Source organism: Clostridium hydrogeniformans DSM 21757 (assembly GCF_000686705.1).
Taxonomy (GTDB): domain Bacteria; phylum Bacillota; class Clostridia; order Clostridiales; family Clostridiaceae; genus Clostridium_Z; species Clostridium_Z hydrogeniformans.
Genome location: NZ_JMLJ01000003.1, coordinates 509,956 through 527,069 on the forward strand (window position 1 = coordinate 509,956; position 17,114 = coordinate 527,069).

A 17,114-nucleotide genomic window follows, 5' to 3' on the forward strand; every position below is an offset into this window, starting at 1 on the left:
ATACCATGAGTCTTATATATAAAAAAATTATGGATGACATAGAAAAGAGTATAATAAATAACACCTATAAATCTAATAAAAAACTTCCCTCCATAAGATTTTTAGCTGCCAAATATAACTGCAGTAAAAGTACTGTGGTAAAAGCCTTAGAAACCTTAAAAAATAATCACATAATATACTCAATCCCTCAAAGTGGATATTATGTTCTAGAAAATACCCTAGTTAAAAATACTACTAATTCTCCATTTATTGATTTTTCTACAGGTAATCCTAATATAGGTGATATGAATATTCCTGACCTTAAACATAGTCTAGATATAGCAGTTGATATATATAGCAATAATTCCCTAAATGATAACACCTATGGAGTTGACTCCCTTAGAAATCTAATTCCAAGCTATCTTAGCAAATTTCATGTATTTACTAAACCTAATAATATATTTTTAAACCTTGGTATTCAACAGCTTCTTAGTATATTATCTCCAATGCCCTTTCCAAATAATAAGGATATAGTTCTTGTTGAAAATCCTACTTATAAATATTTTCTACAATATTTAAAGTTCTTTGATATAAATTCTATGAGTATTGATAGAGCCTCTAAGGGAATTGATCTTAATATGCTAGAACATATATTTAAAAATGAAAAAATTAAGTTTTTCTATACCGTACCAAGGTTTCATAACCCCTTAGGTACTACCTATGAAAAAGATTATATAAAGTCCATAGCTTATCTTGCATCTAAATATGATGTTTACATAGTAGAGGATGATTATTTTGGAGATATTGTTACTGATCCTAAGTATGATCCTATATTTTCTTTTGGTGACTATAGCCATCATATATATTTAAAAAGTTTTTCTAAACTTCTTCCTTGGATAAGGATAGGTATAACTGTTATGCCCGATAGTCTTCTTTCAACCTTTAATCAATATAGAAAATTTTCTTATTACTCCTCTTACTTCTCAGCTTCTTTAGTTTCCCAAGCCACACTTGAGATTTATTTAAAAAGTAACTTGTTAAAGAAGCATATAAATATATTGACTAAGGAATATATAAAACGTAATAAGGTACTTAATAATAAATTATCTAAACTTAATTCTCTTTCCATAGAAACTTTAGGTGGAGAAGGTGGATTTTACTCTTATATAGAGCTCCCTACTAAAATTAAAAATACTGACTTTATAAAATCATTAAAATCTAAGGGAGTCATTTTATCTTCTACAGACTCTTGCTATTTTGAGAATAAAAAAAATGGGGTAAGAATTAGCATAGCTAAATCTAATAGTGAAGACATAGAAAAAGGTATGGATATAATAATTGATCATTTAAGTTCCACGGTAAAATAATTCACTTTTTACTTTTTATGGCATATCATAAAGGTATAAGCTATATAAGGAAGGGGCTATTATGGGTTTCTTTAATCGTGCAGACTTTGGGCCATTTAATCCTAATATTAATAGAAGAACTACTGGTCAAAAGGATATATCTAATAAAATATTTTGTTATATCACCACAACTTCTATTAGTAGAGATACTTCATCTGCTGATTCCTCTACCACTACCACTGATAATTTAGAAATTTTATCTACCACATTTATAAACTTAGAGATAAGTCTAAATACCTTTATTATAGGATTAATAATAAATGAAATTCAAAGGGGAAAGCGTAGTTATAATGAGAATGAAACTTTTCATCCTAGTGAAGAAGTTAATGAGTTTATTCATAACACTCTTCAAGAAAATGTCCCAAGGACTATGGAGACAATACCTAATTTAACCTTCGTTTATGGTAATGCAGCTGCTGTTCTTCCTATTTATACTCAAGTTATAAATATTACTCCATTAAATTTTTTTATAGTTCTTGCCCTACATAAACTTGAGGCTAATGCTGTAGAGACCTCCAATGGAATCTTTGTATTAAGTAGGCTTTCAAGAGAGACTGGTGTAATTGAACTACTAAAGTTTTATCAACCACTTACAGGTACAAACCTTAGTGCTGGGGAAGAATAGGGAGTTTAATTATTTACTTTAGGTGGTGATTTTCCATGTCAAATTTTATAGATCCTTATGAAGGTGGTAAAATACCTTCCTTAAGTGAGTTTTTAAATAATCCTAATCCTTTTATAAAGGACGGAAAAATAATTTATCGTAATTTTAATAGGTTGTACTATTTTCTAAATAGTACATCAAATACCCCTACCTCTAATGAACCCCCTCCTCCTTCTATAGTTATAAACATGCAAATTAGTAAAACTAATTTTCTTATTGGCTTATTTATAGATGAAATTCAAAAGGGTTCAATTCCCTATGATGAAAACTCAACCCTTCATCCTAATAGTGAATATAATAATATTATTCATAAATTACTACAAAGTGAGCCTAACTTTATTTCAAATTCTACCCCTTACTTAATCCTTGTCCTTGGAAACACTAATGCCATATTACCAGCTTACAGTGAAACCATAGCAATAAGTCCTCTTAGCTTTTATATAGTTTTAATACTCCATGCCCTTGAAAATGATCCTGCATTGTTCTTTGGTAATAATTCCTTTGCATTAAGTGATCCTATAAACTTAGATTTAGCAGCTCAAAACATTCAATTTTACTGTAATAATATATAAAGGTACTATAAACTTAAAATAAATTTATAGTACCTTATATATTTTATAATCCAAATAATATCTATTCCTTTATAGCTATATAAAAATTAAGACTAATTAAATTGTTTTAAATAAATTAAGCTGGAGCAAAAACTTCAGCTTAATTTTAATTTTATCTGATGGATATAATCTGTAACACCCTCATCCTCTAAAAGGTGGGAGATAACAGTTGCCACAATCCTAGATGAGCTTATCTAACCTTAAGATGGTGGAAAGAACACACCATCTTAAGGAAGATTTCTTCTATTTAAATTGCCTCTTCTATATTTCCTTTAGAAAATTGGCTATTATAAAGATCTGCATAGAAACCACCTTTACTCATAAGTTCTTTATGATTTCCCTGCTCTATTACGCTTCCTTTATTCATTACAAGAATTAAGTCTGCGTGACGAATTGTGGACAGTCTATGTGCTATTACAAAACTAGTTCTACCCTTCATTAAATTATCCATGGCCTTTTGTATATAAACCTCTGTTCTTGTATCAACACTACTTGTTGCCTCATCAAGAATTAATATAGATGGATCTTTAAGGATTGCCCTTGCTATAGTTAATAGCTGTTTTTGTCCCTGAGAAATATTTGAAGCTTCTTCATTTAATATGGTATCATATCCTTCTGGAAGAGTTCTTATAAAATGATCCGCATGAGCAGCCTTTGCAGCTTCTACGATTTCTTCATCAGTAGCTCCATCCCTACCATATCCTATATTATCCCTTATGGTTCCATTAAAGGACCATGTATCTTGAAGTACCATACCAAACATATGACGAAGGTGATCTCTTTTCATATCTCTTATATCTACTCCATCAATAGTTATTTCTCCACTATTAATTTCATAAAATCTCATTAATAAATTTATAAGAGTTGTTTTACCTGCTCCTGTAGGTCCAACTATGGCAATGGTTTGCCCCTTCTTAACATCTATATTCATATCCTCTATAAGAGTAACACCCTCTTTATATCCAAAATTAACATGGTTAAACTTAACCTCACCCTTTGGATTTTCAAGTATCACTGCATCTTCACTATCTGGTATTTCTTCCTCTTCATCTAAGATTTCAAAAACACGTTCTGCTGATGCTACTGTAGACTGAATAATATTGGCAATATTAGCTGTTTGGTTTATAGGCTGAGAGAATTGTCTCATATATTGTATAAATGCCTGAATATCTCCAACGCTAATCCTTCCTTTAGTTGCTAAATATCCACCAGTTACACATACTGCTACATATCCCATATTATTTATAAAGCTCATTAAAGGCATTATAAGCCCTGAGATAAATTGAGCCTTCCATCCTACGTTATAAAGTTTCTCATTTACCTCTTTAAATTCCTTTATAGCTTTGTCTTCTTGGCCAAAGGCTTTTACAATATTGTGTCCTGTGTAAATTTCCTCAATATGACCATTTAAATCACCTAAATATTTTTGTTGATTTGCAAAATGCTTCTGTGATTTTTTAAGTATAGGTCTAATCAAAAATATAGCTACTGGCAGTACAACTAAAGCAATTAATGTCATAAGTGGACTTATAGTTAGCATCATTATAAGGATTCCAATTATAGTTACCACAGAAGTTATAAGCTGAGTCATACTTTGCTGAAGTGTTGCACTTATATTATCCATATCATTAGTAAACCTACTTAAGGTATCCCCATGAGGATTTGAATCAAAATACTTAAGTGGCATACGTCCAAGCTTATTCTCAGCCTCTTTACGCATATCATAAACAGTTTTCTGAGATACTCCTGCCATTATATATTGCTGAATATAACTAAAAGCTGAACTTACAATATATAACCCTATAAGGATTATAACTATCTGCCATATATAATCAAAATCAATGGTAGCTCCCGGAACATTCATGAATTTAGCAACTAATCCTTCAAAAAGTTTTGTAGTTGCTTTACCCATTATCTTAGGACTTACAATACTAAATATGGTACTTATTATAGCTGTAACAAGGACTAGAAATAGTCTAACTCTATACTTTCCTATATACTTTAATAATCTCTTCCCACTGCCTTTAAAATCCTTAGCTTTTTGAACAGGCATAGCTCCTGCCCCTGGTCCCATAGGTCCTTTTCCATGTCCTGATGATCCCTTTTTTTCTCCTAAACTCATGCTATCTCCTCCTCTGAAAGCTGAGATGCCACAATTTCTTTATAAACACTACATTCTTCTAAAAGTTCCTTATGTGTTCCCATGCCAGCGATTTTTCCTTCATCTAAAACTATTATTCTATCTGCATCCATTACAGTACTAACTCTCTGAGCGACTATTATAACTGAGGAGTTCTTTGTTTCAGCCTTTAAAGCTCCACGAAGCTTAGCGTCAGTCTTAAAGTCAAGAGCTGAAAAACTATCATCAAATATATATATTTCTGGTTTTCTAACTATAGCCCTCGCTATTGATAAACGTTGTTTTTGTCCACCAGATACATTACTTCCTCCCTGGGTTATCTCTGAATCATATCCATCTTTCATATTTGAAATAAACTCTGTAGCTTGAGCTATTTCTGCTGCATGGATAATATCCTCATCTGTAGCATCTTCTTTTCCATATCTTATATTATCCTTTATGGTTCCAGAAAAAAGTACTGCCTTTTGAGGAACTACTCCTATTTTATGTCTAAGATCCTCTTGAGACATAGTTCTTATATCTACTCCATTTATAAGAATTTCTCCACCTTCTATATCATAAAACCTAGGTATAAGATTAACTAAGGCAGTCTTACCTGATCCAGTACTACCAATTATAGCTGTAGTTTCTCCTGGTTTTGTACTAAAAGATATATTACTTAGTACCGGCTCTTCTGCTCCTTTATACCTAAAAGCTACATTCCTAAATTCTAAATATCCTCTTTTCTCATTAGCAGTTTTAGTGCTTTCATTATCAACAATTACAGGTTCTAAGTTTAAAACCTCATTAATTCTTTCTGCTGAAGCTGAAGCACGAGGTATCATTATAAATATAATTGAAACCATAACTACTGCCATCATAACCTGCATAGCATATTGAAGAAAGGCCATTAAATCTCCAACTTGCATAGCTGCTGCATCTACTCTTTTCGCCCCAAACCATATTATAGCTATAGACATAAAGTTAAATATAAGCATCATCATTGGCATCATAACTGCCATTATTTTATTAACCTTTATGGAAGTCTCCATCAAATCTTTACTTGCATCATCAAATCGTTTTTCTTCATATTCAGTACGATTAAAAGCACGAACTACTCTAATTCCTATAAGACCTTCTCTGACTACCTTATTTAAGCTATCTATTTTCTTCTGTATACTCTTAAATAGAGGAAGCCCCATCTTACCTATGACTCCAATTAATATTAAAAGTAAAGGTATTGAAATTAAAAATGCAGATGACAGTGAAACATCCTTTGAAAGGGCCATTATCATTGCTCCAATAAACATTATAGGGGCAAATAACGCTATACGAAGAAGCATTACCATTACCTGTTGAACCTGGTTTATATCATTAGTGGTTCTTGTTATAAGAGAAGAAGTTCCAAGTTCATCAAATTCATTTAATGAAAAACTTTCCACCTTCTTAAACACCTTCTCACGAAGATCTCTTGAAAATCCTAATGCAACCTTAGATGCAAGGAAACTTACAAATACAGCACATATAGTTCCCCCTAGTGCTACTAGAAGCATGTATCCTCCAATTTTTAATATATAGTTCACATCACCCTTTACTATTCCTGTATCAACTATGTTTGACATAAGATTAGGTAAATTTAGTTCTGCTATTGCTTGAAAAAACGCTAATACCAATATAGCAACTATAAGATACCAATAATCTTTTAAGTGTTTAAATAGCTTTCCCATGGTCATCTTCCTTTCTATTTATTGTTTACTTCATATAATCTTTCTTATTTATCCCATATCCATAAGTTTTAAAACCATACTTTCTAATAAGACATTAAATCTTATTATTCTCATTATGAGCTTTTCTTATATTAAATCTTAATAAAATTTTAGCTTTAATATAATTACCCAGGTATATAGGAATTCCTTAAACTATAATTTTTACTTTTACATCATAAATACTTTTAAGAAAAACAACTAAAGTTTATTAGACTTTTCATCTTCTAATCCTATTTTTAAATTTTCCTTTATTTGAAGTAGTAATCTACGAAGTATAACTTGCTCCTCATCAGTAAAGTTACTAAAACATTCTTTATTTATAGTTTTAAATAACTCCTTAACTTCTCCAGAAACTTCTTTCCCCTTATCCGTTAAATAAACTCTCGATATCCTTTGATCTTCTTCATCGGATTTTCTATAAATAAGTCCTGCCTTTTCCATTCTCTTAATCATCACTGTAATGGTGGCTGGTTTTACTTTCAATTTTCCTGATAATTCTTTTTGACTTTGACCATCTTTTTTTAATAAAGAAAATAAAAGTTGAGGCTGCCCTGGATAAAGCCCTACCTTTTCAAGGGATTTATGAGCTCTATAATAATGCAGTTTTATAACCTCTCCAAAAATATAGTACAAAGAATCTGAATTATAAAATTCCATTTCCTCACCTCATTTAATTAGTCAGCTAACTAAAAATATAATACCATCTTAAAATTATTATAGTCAATATGGTCCCTCTCTAGTTTTATTAATAAAGTTTTAACTATTATTTTATTAACATATATGTTGACTTATAGAGAATTAGATTAATATGAATATGGTTCATATTATTAGATATGCTATAGTAATTAGTTAGTCGCCTAATTATATTTTCTATTTTTCTTTTGTTCATTTTATAACTTATATTTTATTTAAAACTCCTATTTGTATTCTTCCATAATTCTATAAATGAAAACCTATTCTTAATCCTTTTCTTAATTACTTTTGTTACAATTTTTTTATATTTTATGATTATATTTTATAAACATATAGTACAAATTTATATGACTACCAGGTTAATACTAAAATATACTTTAATATTACCAAGGTTTGTAATATACTTTTAAATATAATGGAGTTAATAGTTTGTGGAGGTAAATATTTTATGTTAAGAACTATAGCATGGTATACTCATTTTGCTACAAGCCTTATTGGAAAAATCCCTGGTATATATAAGGTAAAATCCTTGGATAAAAAAGGGCTTACTAAGGAAAAGGAAGAGTATGTACATAAAGTAACATCAAAATGGGCCATGTCTCATATAAAACTCAGTGGAGCAAAAATAAATGTTTTTGGTGCAGAGAATATACCAAAAGACATTCCCGTACTCTTTGTAAGTAATCATCAAAGTAATTTTGATATTGCAATATTTATGAGTTATATTGATAAACCTAAAGGATATATTTCTAAAATTGAAATGCAAAAGGTTCCTATTCTTAAAACTTGGATGGAATATATGAATTGTATATTTATGGACAGAAATAATCTTAGAAAATCTGCATCTGCAATTATAGATGGGGTTAAAATTTTAAAATCTGGTTATTCCTTAGTAATTTTTCCTGAGGGAACAAGAAGCAAAGGAGATAATATAGGGGACTTTAAGGCAGGAAGTTTTAAACTTGCAACAAAATCTAAGGTTCCTATAGTTCCAGTAACCATAGATGGATCTTATAAACTAATGGAGGCCAATGGCAATAAGATAAAACCAGGAGAAGTTAATGTATATATTCATCCTATGGTAGAAACTAAAGATTTAACTAAGGAAGATGAAACCTTACTTCCTAATAAGGTTAAAGAAATCATCAAAAGTAAATTACCTAAAATCAATTAATTATAAAAACAAGTCTACCACTGTAATAATAGAAGTATTACAGTGGTTTTCCTATACTAAAATCAATCTTTTCAATAGTTTAAAGTTTTATTAATCTGGAGGTATTCCTTATGGAAAAATATATAACATGTTTTATTGGTACCTATACTAAAGGAGAAAGTAAGGGTATTTATAAGGTGTTAATAGATATACAATCTCTTAAATTTAAAGAGATATCTTTAGCATATAAAATAGAAAATCCCACTTATTTAGCACTAAGTGATGATAAGAAACTTCTTTACTCTGTAATGAAAGACTCTAAATCTTCTGAGAATATTAAAGGCGGCATAGCATCCTTTTCTTTAAAGACTAATGATTATTCTCTAAGAAGCTTAAATAATAATATCTCTTTAGGTGCCCCTCCCTGTCATATTTTCTTAGATAATAATAAAAAAAATATAATATGTTCTAATTATCATAGGGGTACCTTAGAATTATTTAATTTAAATGAGAATGGATGTATAAGTAATGAAAGCTCTATAAAAAATCATAACATTATTTATAATTCTACTTCTCATGTTCATTATTCTAGTATAAGTAATGATGGAAATTATATCTTCTCTGTGGATCTTGGCTTAGACAAACTAATTACCTATAGATTTACAGATGGAAAAATAGGTGATCTTGTATCAGTTTTTGACTTTCCTAAAGGTTCTGGTCCAAGACACATGATTTTTCATCCTAATGGTAAATTTGCATATATAGTAACAGAGCTATCTTCTGAAGTAATAGTATTAAATTATTCAAGTTCTAGTGGCTCATTTGAATTTGTTCAAGCTATCTCCACCCTTCCTAAGGATTATAGTGGTGAAAACTATCCAGCTGCTATTCACATAGATAAACTAGGAACTTACTTATATGTATCTAATAGAGGACATGATTCCATAGGTGTATTTTCTATAGATTCCTTATCCTATGAATTAAAACTAGTATCCCATCATTCAACTCTTGGAAAGGGTCCTCGTGACTTTTCCTTAGATCCTAGTGGAGAAATCCTTATTGCTGCTAATGAACATTCTAATAATATAAGTTGTTTTTCTATAGATAAAAATAAGGGAAGTTTAACTCCTACTGATGATCCCTTAAGGGTTCCTAGCCCTGTATGCATTAAATTTATCTGATAGCTATAAGCTGTAACATCCCCATCCTGGTGTAAGGTGGAAGATAACAGTTGCCACAACCCTAGATTAAATCATCTAACTTTCAGGTGGTGAAAAGAACACTACTTGAAAGAATCTTTGTTCTATAAATTAAATTTTAATTCTTTATAATTTCTACTTATAGAAATTTATATAGCTGATTAATATTACCATAACTTAACAATGTTAATTATAAGCTTTTAAACTACCTTTTATGAAAGAACATGTTTTATAATTAAAAACATATATATTTATAAGTTGTAATTATTGATATAATTACATATAAGATTTTATGTTAATGTTAATGCAAATAATATATCTTAATAAAAGGATGTATATAGCTGTTATCATTGACTTTCTAGGATATTCTAAGGTTAATGTTAGAACACATATATTTTAAAAATAACTTATCATAATCTTAGAAAAATTATCAAACAAACTATAGTATAGTTCTAAGGAGGTTTTTTTATGTTAAATTTCTCTTTCCAAAACCCTACAAAACTAGTTTTTGGAAAAGACACAATAGGTAAATTAGGTGATTATGTAAAGGAGTCAGGACTTTCTAAAGTCTTAATCCTTTATGGGAAAGGTTCTATATTTAAAAATGGAGTATATGATTCTGCTACAGAGTCTTTAAAAGCTAATGGTATTGAATTCATCGAACTTTCTGGAGTTAAACCTAATCCTGTATTATCTAAGGTAAAGGAAGGTATAAAATTAGTTCATGACCATAGCCTTCAAGGTGTTATTGCCCTTGGTGGAGGAAGCGTACTAGATTCTGCTAAAGCCATAGCAGCTGGTGCATCTTACGATGGAGATGTATGGGATTTATTTGAGGGTAAGGGTAAGCTAAATAATGCTATTCCAGTCTTTACAGTACTTACCCTTTCAGCTACAGGCTCTGAAATGAATTGTGGTGGAGTTATAACCAATGAAGAAGAAGGTAAAAAGTGGGCATTTGGCTCTCCTCTTCTTTATCCAAAGGTATCAATTCTTGATCCTTCTGTACAATGTACCTTACCTAAATCTCAAACAGTAAATGGGGCTGTAGATGCTATAACCCATGTTTTTGAAGCTTATTTTGATGGAACACCAAAAACTGATATGGCTGATGAAATTTCAGAAGGTATCATAAGAACTGTAATTAAACATTCAAGGGTTCTTATAGATGATCCTAATAATTATGATTCTAGATGTGAAATGGCATGGGCTGCTACATTAGCACTTAATGGTTTAGTATTCCATGGAAGAGTTGGAGACTGGGCTTCCCATGATATAGAGCACTCTTTAAGTGTGTTCAATGATATTTCTCATGGAGCTGGCCTTGCAATAATAATGCCTGCTTGGATGGAATATCTTTATAAAGAAAACGTTGAAAAATTTGCTAAAATGGGAAAAAATATTTTTGGAATAACTGAAGGATCTCCTGAGAAAATTGCCCTTGAAGGTATTGAAGCCTTAAGAAATTATTATAAATCAATGGGAGCTCCTATAACTCTTACAGAAGTTGGAGTGAAAAAGGAAAACTTAGATTTTATAGCTGATAATGCTTCTATTCAAAGTCCTTTAGGCTCATTAAAGAAACTAACTAGGGATGATATATATAATATTCTTTCTATAGCACTATAAAATAAAGGATGTCTAGAAATTACTAAAAATAATTTCTAGACATCCTTCTTCTTTTTAGCTAAGGAATACTAAGATTAACATAATTCTAACAAGTAAATTTTTACAGGTCTCCTCAATCTAAAATTAACTTATTCATATTATTTATTCATTGATAAATTAGACTTTTAAGGTAATAAAAGTGAAACAGCTATTTATTTAATTAGTATCTATTACATTTTTAGTTTTACTTATCTTTTCATATATTAAAACCTTATTTTTACTAAATATATTAGCTATAAAATGTATTATAAGTAAAATAATATATCCTCCATATATTATAAATATTCCTATATATAAGTACGCAAAGGAAGGTATCTCTCCTATATTTTGAAGCTGAATTAAATAATTTAAAATACTAGGTATTCCTAATATAACATAATATAATAACCCATATCTTATAAATAGCTCTTTAAAGGTAACATTATTTCCCTTACCCTTAACCTTTATTTTAACTACTGATTTCCCTAGGGTTTTTCCTTTAGTTATGGATTGCACTACTATAAAGTAGATAAATATTAAAACTATTCTTCCTATCCACTTTATATCTCCACTAATAAAATTTAAGATTATTGATAATATAGTCCAATCTATAAAAAAGGCAATTCCTCTTCTTATAAAGCTTACACTAAGATCATTTAATTTTATAGACTTATCAATGTCTTCTGCCTTTGGCAAGAAAAAAGTGAATAAAGGAGCTATAATATATCCTAGAAATCCTCCTAATGTATTCAAAATTAAATCATCCACATCAAATAATCTATAGGGAGCATTATAATATCCATAAAGCGCTGTCCCTTGAGTTATTTCAAAAAACAATGAGGTTAAGAAAGTAATTATAACTGTGGCTTTTAACCCTTTATTAAAATGATATCTTAGATATACTCCTAAAGGAAGCAACAATATGGCATTAAAAGCAGCTTGAAGAAATTCCGGCTCTTTTAATGCTTTTATATAAGTTAATGGGTGTGATACCTCCACCTTTGTTTCTCTTATAAAATCCTTCACAAACTGAAATGGTACTAACTGATAATGCTGAGTTCCTGGTTTTTGCAAACTAGCCACATCCCTTGTAGATGGTAATGGCAGAATTACTAAGAAAAAGGCTGACATTAAAAATAGTATAAAACTATATATAACAAGAGCTCTAATTCTATTAAAATATTTATATTTCCTATATTGATATATCATAAAGGGTAAGCTTATTATTAATGCAACAATTGGAAATAGTAAAAATGCAGTTTTTAGTGGTATTAAGTGAACCATATTTTCCTCCTCTTATGTAAATTATATTTATTATGAATTCAAAAAACTTTTTACTAAACTCCTTAAACTAAAGTATTAAAGAATTCAATAAAAAGTTTTATGTTTTTCTTTCATTAATTAATTTAATCTTTTTTTCTCTTGTTAGTTTCTTTATTGCATATTCTCTTTTCATTGCTTCAATTTTTTCTTCAAATTCCTCATAATATAAAATACTTACTGGAAGCCTTGCCCTAGTGTATTTGGCTCCTTTCCCTTCATTATGAACCTTTAATCGTCTTTCTAGGTTGGTTGTCCACCCTGTATATAATGTTTTATCATTACATTCTAATATATATACATAACACATAGTTATCCTCTTTATTCTCTTCATCTTTTCTTGTATTTATATTTAACATTATAAATACATAGGAGTAATTATACAACTGTTCTAAATACATTAGTAGTTTATATAATTACCCTTATCTTATATTATAAATAACTTAATGCCTCTTAATTAAGATTAATCCTCTAGGCTAAAATACATAGGATGATTATAAAATATAATAATTTTTATTCTATATAAATTATTTAGGGTTAAATGGATTTATGTGAACCATGCAATGCTTAACGTTATTATTATCTTCAATTTCTCTATGAATTTCTATAGCTATATTATGGGATTCTTCCACTGTAAGATCCTTATTTACTGATACCTCTACATCCACATAGAGGGTATTTACATGTATCCTTGTTTTTATACTATCTATCCTTTCCACACCTTGAATTTCTAAAATTTCCTTAGTTATTTTTTCTATTACTCTCTCATCTGCTGACTTATCTATAATCTCATGGGTACTTTGCTTTAATATATATATGGCTACTTTAACTATTACAATACATATTATTATGGAAACCATAGGATCTAAAATAGGAAACCCACTTCTAGCTCCAATTATCCCTACTAAAGCACCAACTGACGATATAGCATCTGATCTATGATGCCATGCATCAGCCTTCATAGAAGTACTATTTATGACCTTAGCATATTTTATGGTATACCAATACATCCATTCCTTAACTAATATAGATATAATTGCTCCAAATATAGCTATGGACTTTGGTTCATTATAGTTACCACTTATTATTGTTTTAATTCCAGAGTAACCTATCCCTAATGCAACTAATAATAATAAAAACCCAAGAAAAATAGAAGCTAAGCTCTCTATTTTTTCATGACCATAAGGATGACATTTATCATCTGGTTTACTAGAAAGCTTAAGACCTATAATGACTCCTATTGTTGTAAGAACATCTGATAAAGAATGAACCCCATCAGCTATCATTGCCGTACTTTTTCCTAGGATACCTATTATGGTTTTTATTAAAAATAAGAGTACATTAATGACTATGGTCACAAAACTTATTCTTATTCCTAAAGCTTTTTCTTTACTCATTGAATCCTCCATTATCAATTGATTTTATTTAATATATATAAGATTTATAATTATAATATTCTATTAAAAGCATTTTGTTCCACTAAATTTTACTATTATTCATTATCAATTGATAATGATAATTTGAATTAATAATAATTTATATACTTATGCACAAACTATAATGAGGTGATTTTATGAGTAATAATATAAATGATTTTATGAAAGGAATTTATATGGGTATAGATACCTTTTCTAATCTATCTGAAAAATGTGAGGATCCATCATTAAAATCTTTACTAACTGAAACTTCTTTAATGTACGAACGTCATAAAAATACTTTGAAAAATAAGTTAGGCTCTAGTGGTATAGAAACCAGTAATAACTCTGGACTATTTGGAAAGCTTACAGAAACCTTTTATGAAATAAAAAATATTTTTGGTAATAATCCAGAGGAAATAAGAAATGAAGCTAAGAAATCTATTAAAACAGGTATAGAAATGAGCGAAAGATTTCTATCCTCCTATGAGAATGGAGATAATGAAACAAACCTTCTTATAAAAGGAATGATTGAAGATAGTAAATCTATGCTAGAAAAATATAGTTAGCACCATATATTTTATATTTTAGGAGCGAAACTTTTCCATATGCAAATTATATTTAACCTATAATTCTATAATTTTTTGAAACTCTTAAAGTAAATAAACATAGGGGTTTTTCCTATGTTTATTTACTAGATTTTATGTATTTTTCTACTGTTTCTAGCACTTCATCACTACCAACATACACTATTATGTCTTCTTCTTTTATAACAAAATAAGGTCCTGGAGATAAAAACATTTCTTCCCCTCTTTTTATTCCCACTATAGTTGCCTTGGTGTTATGCCAAAAGTTTATTTCTCCTATGGAATTTCCAACTATTATACTACCATTTTCCACCTTACTTTCGAAGGTTGCTATAAATCCATTACTTCTAACACTAGAAGAATATTCAATTAACTTATCTATATTTTCTTCTATCTTACTATCTATAAGTTTTCTTTCTTTAATAAGGTTAAAAGTATCCACCTTTAAATTATTAAAATCACTTTTAGTTTTAAATTTACCTAGAAATTCTTTTGCTTTTTCTTTACTTCTAATGATTATTCCACTTTTTTCTGTTACTTCTACTACTTCTGTATCCTTTAAAAGAGCAACTGCTCTTCTTATAGTTTCTGGAGATACGTTATATATACTAACAAGGGTAGATCTACCACTTATCCTTTCCCCTTCACGAAACTCTCCAATAGATATTCTGTAAGCTACATCCACAGCTATTTTTATATAGCTTGGCATGCTGATTCTTTTAGCCATTACCATCTTCTCCTTTACTGTAACACCTAAGTTGAATTTTATCATAAAGTTTATAATTTTTAAACATAGTTAATACATCTTTCTTTTTGCCAACTCTTATGTTATAATAAGTTGGCAGATGAAAATAAGAAAAACTTATTTCATCTTTTATTTTCGCAAAACTGACAACTTATTTCAAATGAAAAGTTGGTAGTAAAGGAGGACTTAGATGATTAAATTTTTACGTAAAGAAAATATAAATAAAAATATTATATATTTTAGTTCAATGGTTATTTCTGTAATACTATTTATCTGGGGTTTCTTTTTTAAAGATGCCTTTGAAAGTTCAACAAATAAATCACTAGCATTTATAACCTCTAATTTTTCTTGGTTTTATATGGTTCTTATGATTGGATTTTTTGTATTTTGTTTATACTTATTGTTTAGTAAATATGGAAATATAAAGCTTGGATCAGATGACTCAAAACCTGAATTCTCTAACCTATCTTGGTTCGCCATGTTATTTAGTGCTGGTATTGGTATAGGTCTTGTATTCTGGGGAGTTGCTGAACCTTTAACTCACTTTATGAGTCCATTAGGAGAAGATGGAGGCACAGCTTCTGCTAAAATTTTTGCTTTAAAAAAATCTTTCCTACATTGGGGAATATCAGCTTGGGCTTGTTATGCATCCCTTGCTCTTTCCATAGCTTACATGCATTTTAGAAAGGGAAAGCCTGCTTTAATAAGTTCACTTTTAATCCCTTTAATAGGAGAAAAAGCTGCCAAAGGCATAATAGGTAAAGTTGTAGATATACTTACTATCTTCGCAACTATAGCTGGAATTGTAACATCTCTTGGACTTGGAACCCTTCAAATAAATAGTGGATTAAACTATCTATTTAATATTCCAAACTCAAAAATTGTTCAAGTAGTAATTATAGCTATAATTACTGTACTATTTTTAATATCAGCATCTACTGGAGTTAAAAAGGGTATAAAAATACTTTCTAATGGTAATATGTTACTTGCAGTATTACTACTTCTAGCTGCAATAGTTATTGGCCCAACAAAGGATATGATCCTAAATTTATTTACAGGATTAAAGGCTTATCCTGGTGCCCTACTATCACAAATAAATATATTTGTAAGTGGTTCTTGGTATGAACAATGGACATTATTCTACTGGGGTTGGTGGATAGCTTGGGCTCCTTTTGTAGCTATCTTTATAGCTAGGGTTTCTAAAGGACGTACCATTAGAGAATTTATACTCGGAGTATTATTTGTTCCTGCTGGATTCTGTCTTATTTGGTTCTCAGTATTTGGTACCCTAGGCTTTAATGTGGATTCTGCTGTTGCTATGGAAGCTATTAAAGAAGTAGAAACTGCATTGTTTGTGATATTTAATCAGTATCATCTAGGTTCTATTCTTTCTGTACTAGCTATACTCCTTCTATTTACATTCTTTATAACTAGTGCTGACTCTGCTACCTTTGTTCTAGCTATGATAGCAAGTAATGGTGATAATAAACCTTCAACTAGTAAGAAAATTATTTTAGGGGTTATCCAATCTTTACTTACCATAGCCTTATTATTTGCTGGTGGTCTTAAAATGATTCAAACAGCCTCTATAATTATGGCATTACCATTTTCAATAATTATGCTTGCTAATCTTGTAGCTTTCTTAAAAGAATTAAAAAGTAGTGAGAAAGTAGAGAATTCTTCGCTAACATGTAGGATAAAAGATTTTTTCTCTCTAAAAAGTAAAACTAATAATTAAGAAAAGTTGTATAACTATGATATGTTATATTAAAATAATTACTATAATAAAAGAAGAACTTCTTAATTATGG

General features: G+C 29.5%; 15 protein-coding genes. 8 read left to right on the forward strand and 7 right to left on the reverse strand.

Features of this window, described 5'->3' with window-relative positions; all coding sequences use genetic code 11:
* The first annotated feature begins 5 nt into the window (after positions 1-5).
* The 3 genes from BR69_RS0102125 to BR69_RS0102135 all read left to right on the forward strand — a co-directional run bounded on the left by BR69_RS0102125 (position 6) and on the right by BR69_RS0102135 (position 2,621).
* The gene (locus tag BR69_RS0102125) at positions 6-1,346 is read left to right on the forward strand and encodes an aminotransferase-like domain-containing protein (protein ID WP_027631703.1); all 1,341 of its coding nucleotides are present in this window, start codon (positions 6-8) and stop codon (positions 1,344-1,346) included.
* 61 nt (positions 1,347-1,407) lie between these two features.
* Positions 1,408-2,010 (forward strand): hypothetical protein, encoded by a 603-nt coding sequence (locus tag BR69_RS0102130; RefSeq protein ID WP_027631704.1) that lies wholly within the window; start codon positions 1,408-1,410, stop codon positions 2,008-2,010.
* Positions 2,011-2,045: 35 nt separating this feature from the next.
* Positions 2,046-2,621: a hypothetical protein gene (locus BR69_RS0102135; RefSeq protein WP_027631705.1), complete on the forward strand. Its 576-nt coding sequence runs from the start codon at positions 2,046-2,048 to the stop codon at positions 2,619-2,621.
* A 286-nt stretch (positions 2,622-2,907) separates the two neighbouring features.
* Here the strand turns inward: BR69_RS0102135 and BR69_RS0102140 are convergent, their stop codons facing one another.
* The 3 genes from BR69_RS0102140 to BR69_RS0102150 all read right to left on the reverse strand — a co-directional run bounded on the left by BR69_RS0102140 (position 2,908) and on the right by BR69_RS0102150 (position 7,202).
* Positions 2,908-4,782, reverse strand: a complete 1,875-nt coding sequence (locus tag BR69_RS0102140) for an ABC transporter ATP-binding protein (RefSeq protein WP_027631706.1) — start codon at positions 4,780-4,782, stop codon at positions 2,908-2,910.
* Positions 4,779-6,506 (reverse strand): ABC transporter ATP-binding protein, encoded by a 1,728-nt coding sequence (locus BR69_RS0102145; protein ID WP_027631707.1) that lies wholly within the window; start codon positions 6,504-6,506, stop codon positions 4,779-4,781. The genes BR69_RS0102140 and BR69_RS0102145 overlap by 4 nt, the downstream gene beginning before the upstream one ends.
* Positions 6,507-6,743: 237 nt before the next feature.
* On the reverse strand, positions 6,744-7,202 hold the full coding sequence (locus BR69_RS0102150) for a MarR family winged helix-turn-helix transcriptional regulator (RefSeq protein WP_027631708.1): 459 nt from the start codon (positions 7,200-7,202) through the stop codon (positions 6,744-6,746).
* 484 nt (positions 7,203-7,686) lie between these two features.
* Here BR69_RS0102150 and BR69_RS0102155 point away from each other — a divergent pair, with 484 nt between their 5' ends.
* From BR69_RS0102155 to BR69_RS0102165, 3 genes are all read left to right on the forward strand, one after another.
* Positions 7,687-8,412, forward strand: coding sequence for a lysophospholipid acyltransferase family protein (locus BR69_RS0102155; RefSeq protein ID WP_027631709.1), 726 nt, complete (start codon positions 7,687-7,689; stop codon positions 8,410-8,412).
* 110 nt (positions 8,413-8,522) lie between these two features.
* Positions 8,523-9,572 carry a lactonase family protein gene (locus BR69_RS0102160; protein WP_027631710.1) on the forward strand — a complete coding sequence of 350 codons (1,050 nt, stop codon included), beginning with the start codon at positions 8,523-8,525 and terminating at the stop codon, positions 9,570-9,572.
* Positions 9,573-10,058: 486 nt separating this feature from the next.
* A complete protein-coding gene (locus BR69_RS0102165; RefSeq protein ID WP_027631711.1) occupies positions 10,059-11,219 on the forward strand; it encodes an iron-containing alcohol dehydrogenase in 1,161 nt (386 codons plus the stop codon).
* Between the two features lie 195 nt (positions 11,220-11,414).
* Here the strand turns inward: BR69_RS0102165 and BR69_RS0102170 are convergent, their stop codons facing one another.
* The 3 genes from BR69_RS0102170 to BR69_RS0102180 all read right to left on the reverse strand — a co-directional run bounded on the left by BR69_RS0102170 (position 11,415) and on the right by BR69_RS0102180 (position 13,954).
* On the reverse strand, positions 11,415-12,521 hold the full coding sequence (locus BR69_RS0102170; RefSeq protein WP_027631712.1) for a VanZ family protein: 1,107 nt from the start codon (positions 12,519-12,521) through the stop codon (positions 11,415-11,417).
* Between the two features lie 97 nt (positions 12,522-12,618).
* Entirely contained in the window at positions 12,619-12,867 is a 249-nt protein-coding gene (locus tag BR69_RS0102175; RefSeq protein WP_027631713.1) for a GIY-YIG nuclease family protein, read from the reverse strand.
* Between the two features lie 217 nt (positions 12,868-13,084).
* Positions 13,085-13,954 carry a cation diffusion facilitator family transporter gene (locus BR69_RS0102180; protein WP_027631714.1) on the reverse strand — a complete coding sequence of 290 codons (870 nt, stop codon included), beginning with the start codon at positions 13,952-13,954 and terminating at the stop codon, positions 13,085-13,087.
* Positions 13,955-14,130: 176 nt separating this feature from the next.
* Between BR69_RS0102180 and BR69_RS0102185 the strand changes: the two genes are divergently transcribed.
* Entirely contained in the window at positions 14,131-14,541 is a 411-nt protein-coding gene (locus BR69_RS0102185) for a DUF2383 domain-containing protein (RefSeq protein ID WP_027631715.1), read from the forward strand.
* Between the two features lie 118 nt (positions 14,542-14,659).
* Here the strand turns inward: BR69_RS0102185 and BR69_RS0102190 are convergent, their stop codons facing one another.
* Positions 14,660-15,286, reverse strand: coding sequence for a GntR family transcriptional regulator (locus BR69_RS0102190; protein ID WP_027631716.1), 627 nt, complete (start codon positions 15,284-15,286; stop codon positions 14,660-14,662).
* A 208-nt stretch (positions 15,287-15,494) separates the two neighbouring features.
* On the opposite strand from BR69_RS0102190, the gene BR69_RS0102195 reads away from it, so the two are divergent.
* On the forward strand, positions 15,495-17,042 hold the full coding sequence (locus tag BR69_RS0102195) for a BCCT family transporter (RefSeq protein WP_027631717.1): 1,548 nt from the start codon (positions 15,495-15,497) through the stop codon (positions 17,040-17,042).
* Positions 17,043-17,114 lie beyond the last annotated feature (72 nt).

Coding starts and splice junctions, on each gene's coding strand:
- BR69_RS0102125 (WP_027631703.1), top strand. CDS start 6: ATGAGTCTTATATATAAAAAAATTATGGATGACATAGAAAAGAGTATA.
- BR69_RS0102130 (WP_027631704.1), top strand. CDS start 1,408: ATGGGTTTCTTTAATCGTGCAGACTTTGGGCCATTTAATCCTAATATT.
- BR69_RS0102135 (WP_027631705.1), top strand. CDS start 2,046: ATGTCAAATTTTATAGATCCTTATGAAGGTGGTAAAATACCTTCCTTA.
- BR69_RS0102140 (WP_027631706.1), bottom strand. CDS start 4,782: ATGAGTTTAGGAGAAAAAAAGGGATCATCAGGACATGGAAAAGGACCT.
- BR69_RS0102145 (WP_027631707.1), bottom strand. CDS start 6,506: ATGGGAAAGCTATTTAAACACTTAAAAGATTATTGGTATCTTATAGTT.
- BR69_RS0102150 (WP_027631708.1), bottom strand. CDS start 7,202: ATGGAATTTTATAATTCAGATTCTTTGTACTATATTTTTGGAGAGGTT.
- BR69_RS0102155 (WP_027631709.1), top strand. CDS start 7,687: ATGTTAAGAACTATAGCATGGTATACTCATTTTGCTACAAGCCTTATT.
- BR69_RS0102160 (WP_027631710.1), top strand. CDS start 8,523: ATGGAAAAATATATAACATGTTTTATTGGTACCTATACTAAAGGAGAA.
- BR69_RS0102165 (WP_027631711.1), top strand. CDS start 10,059: ATGTTAAATTTCTCTTTCCAAAACCCTACAAAACTAGTTTTTGGAAAA.
- BR69_RS0102170 (WP_027631712.1), bottom strand. CDS start 12,521: ATGGTTCACTTAATACCACTAAAAACTGCATTTTTACTATTTCCAATT.
- BR69_RS0102175 (WP_027631713.1), bottom strand. CDS start 12,867: ATGTGTTATGTATATATATTAGAATGTAATGATAAAACATTATATACA.
- BR69_RS0102180 (WP_027631714.1), bottom strand. CDS start 13,954: ATGAGTAAAGAAAAAGCTTTAGGAATAAGAATAAGTTTTGTGACCATA.
- BR69_RS0102185 (WP_027631715.1), top strand. CDS start 14,131: ATGAGTAATAATATAAATGATTTTATGAAAGGAATTTATATGGGTATA.
- BR69_RS0102190 (WP_027631716.1), bottom strand. CDS start 15,286: ATGGCTAAAAGAATCAGCATGCCAAGCTATATAAAAATAGCTGTGGAT.
- BR69_RS0102195 (WP_027631717.1), top strand. CDS start 15,495: ATGATTAAATTTTTACGTAAAGAAAATATAAATAAAAATATTATATAT.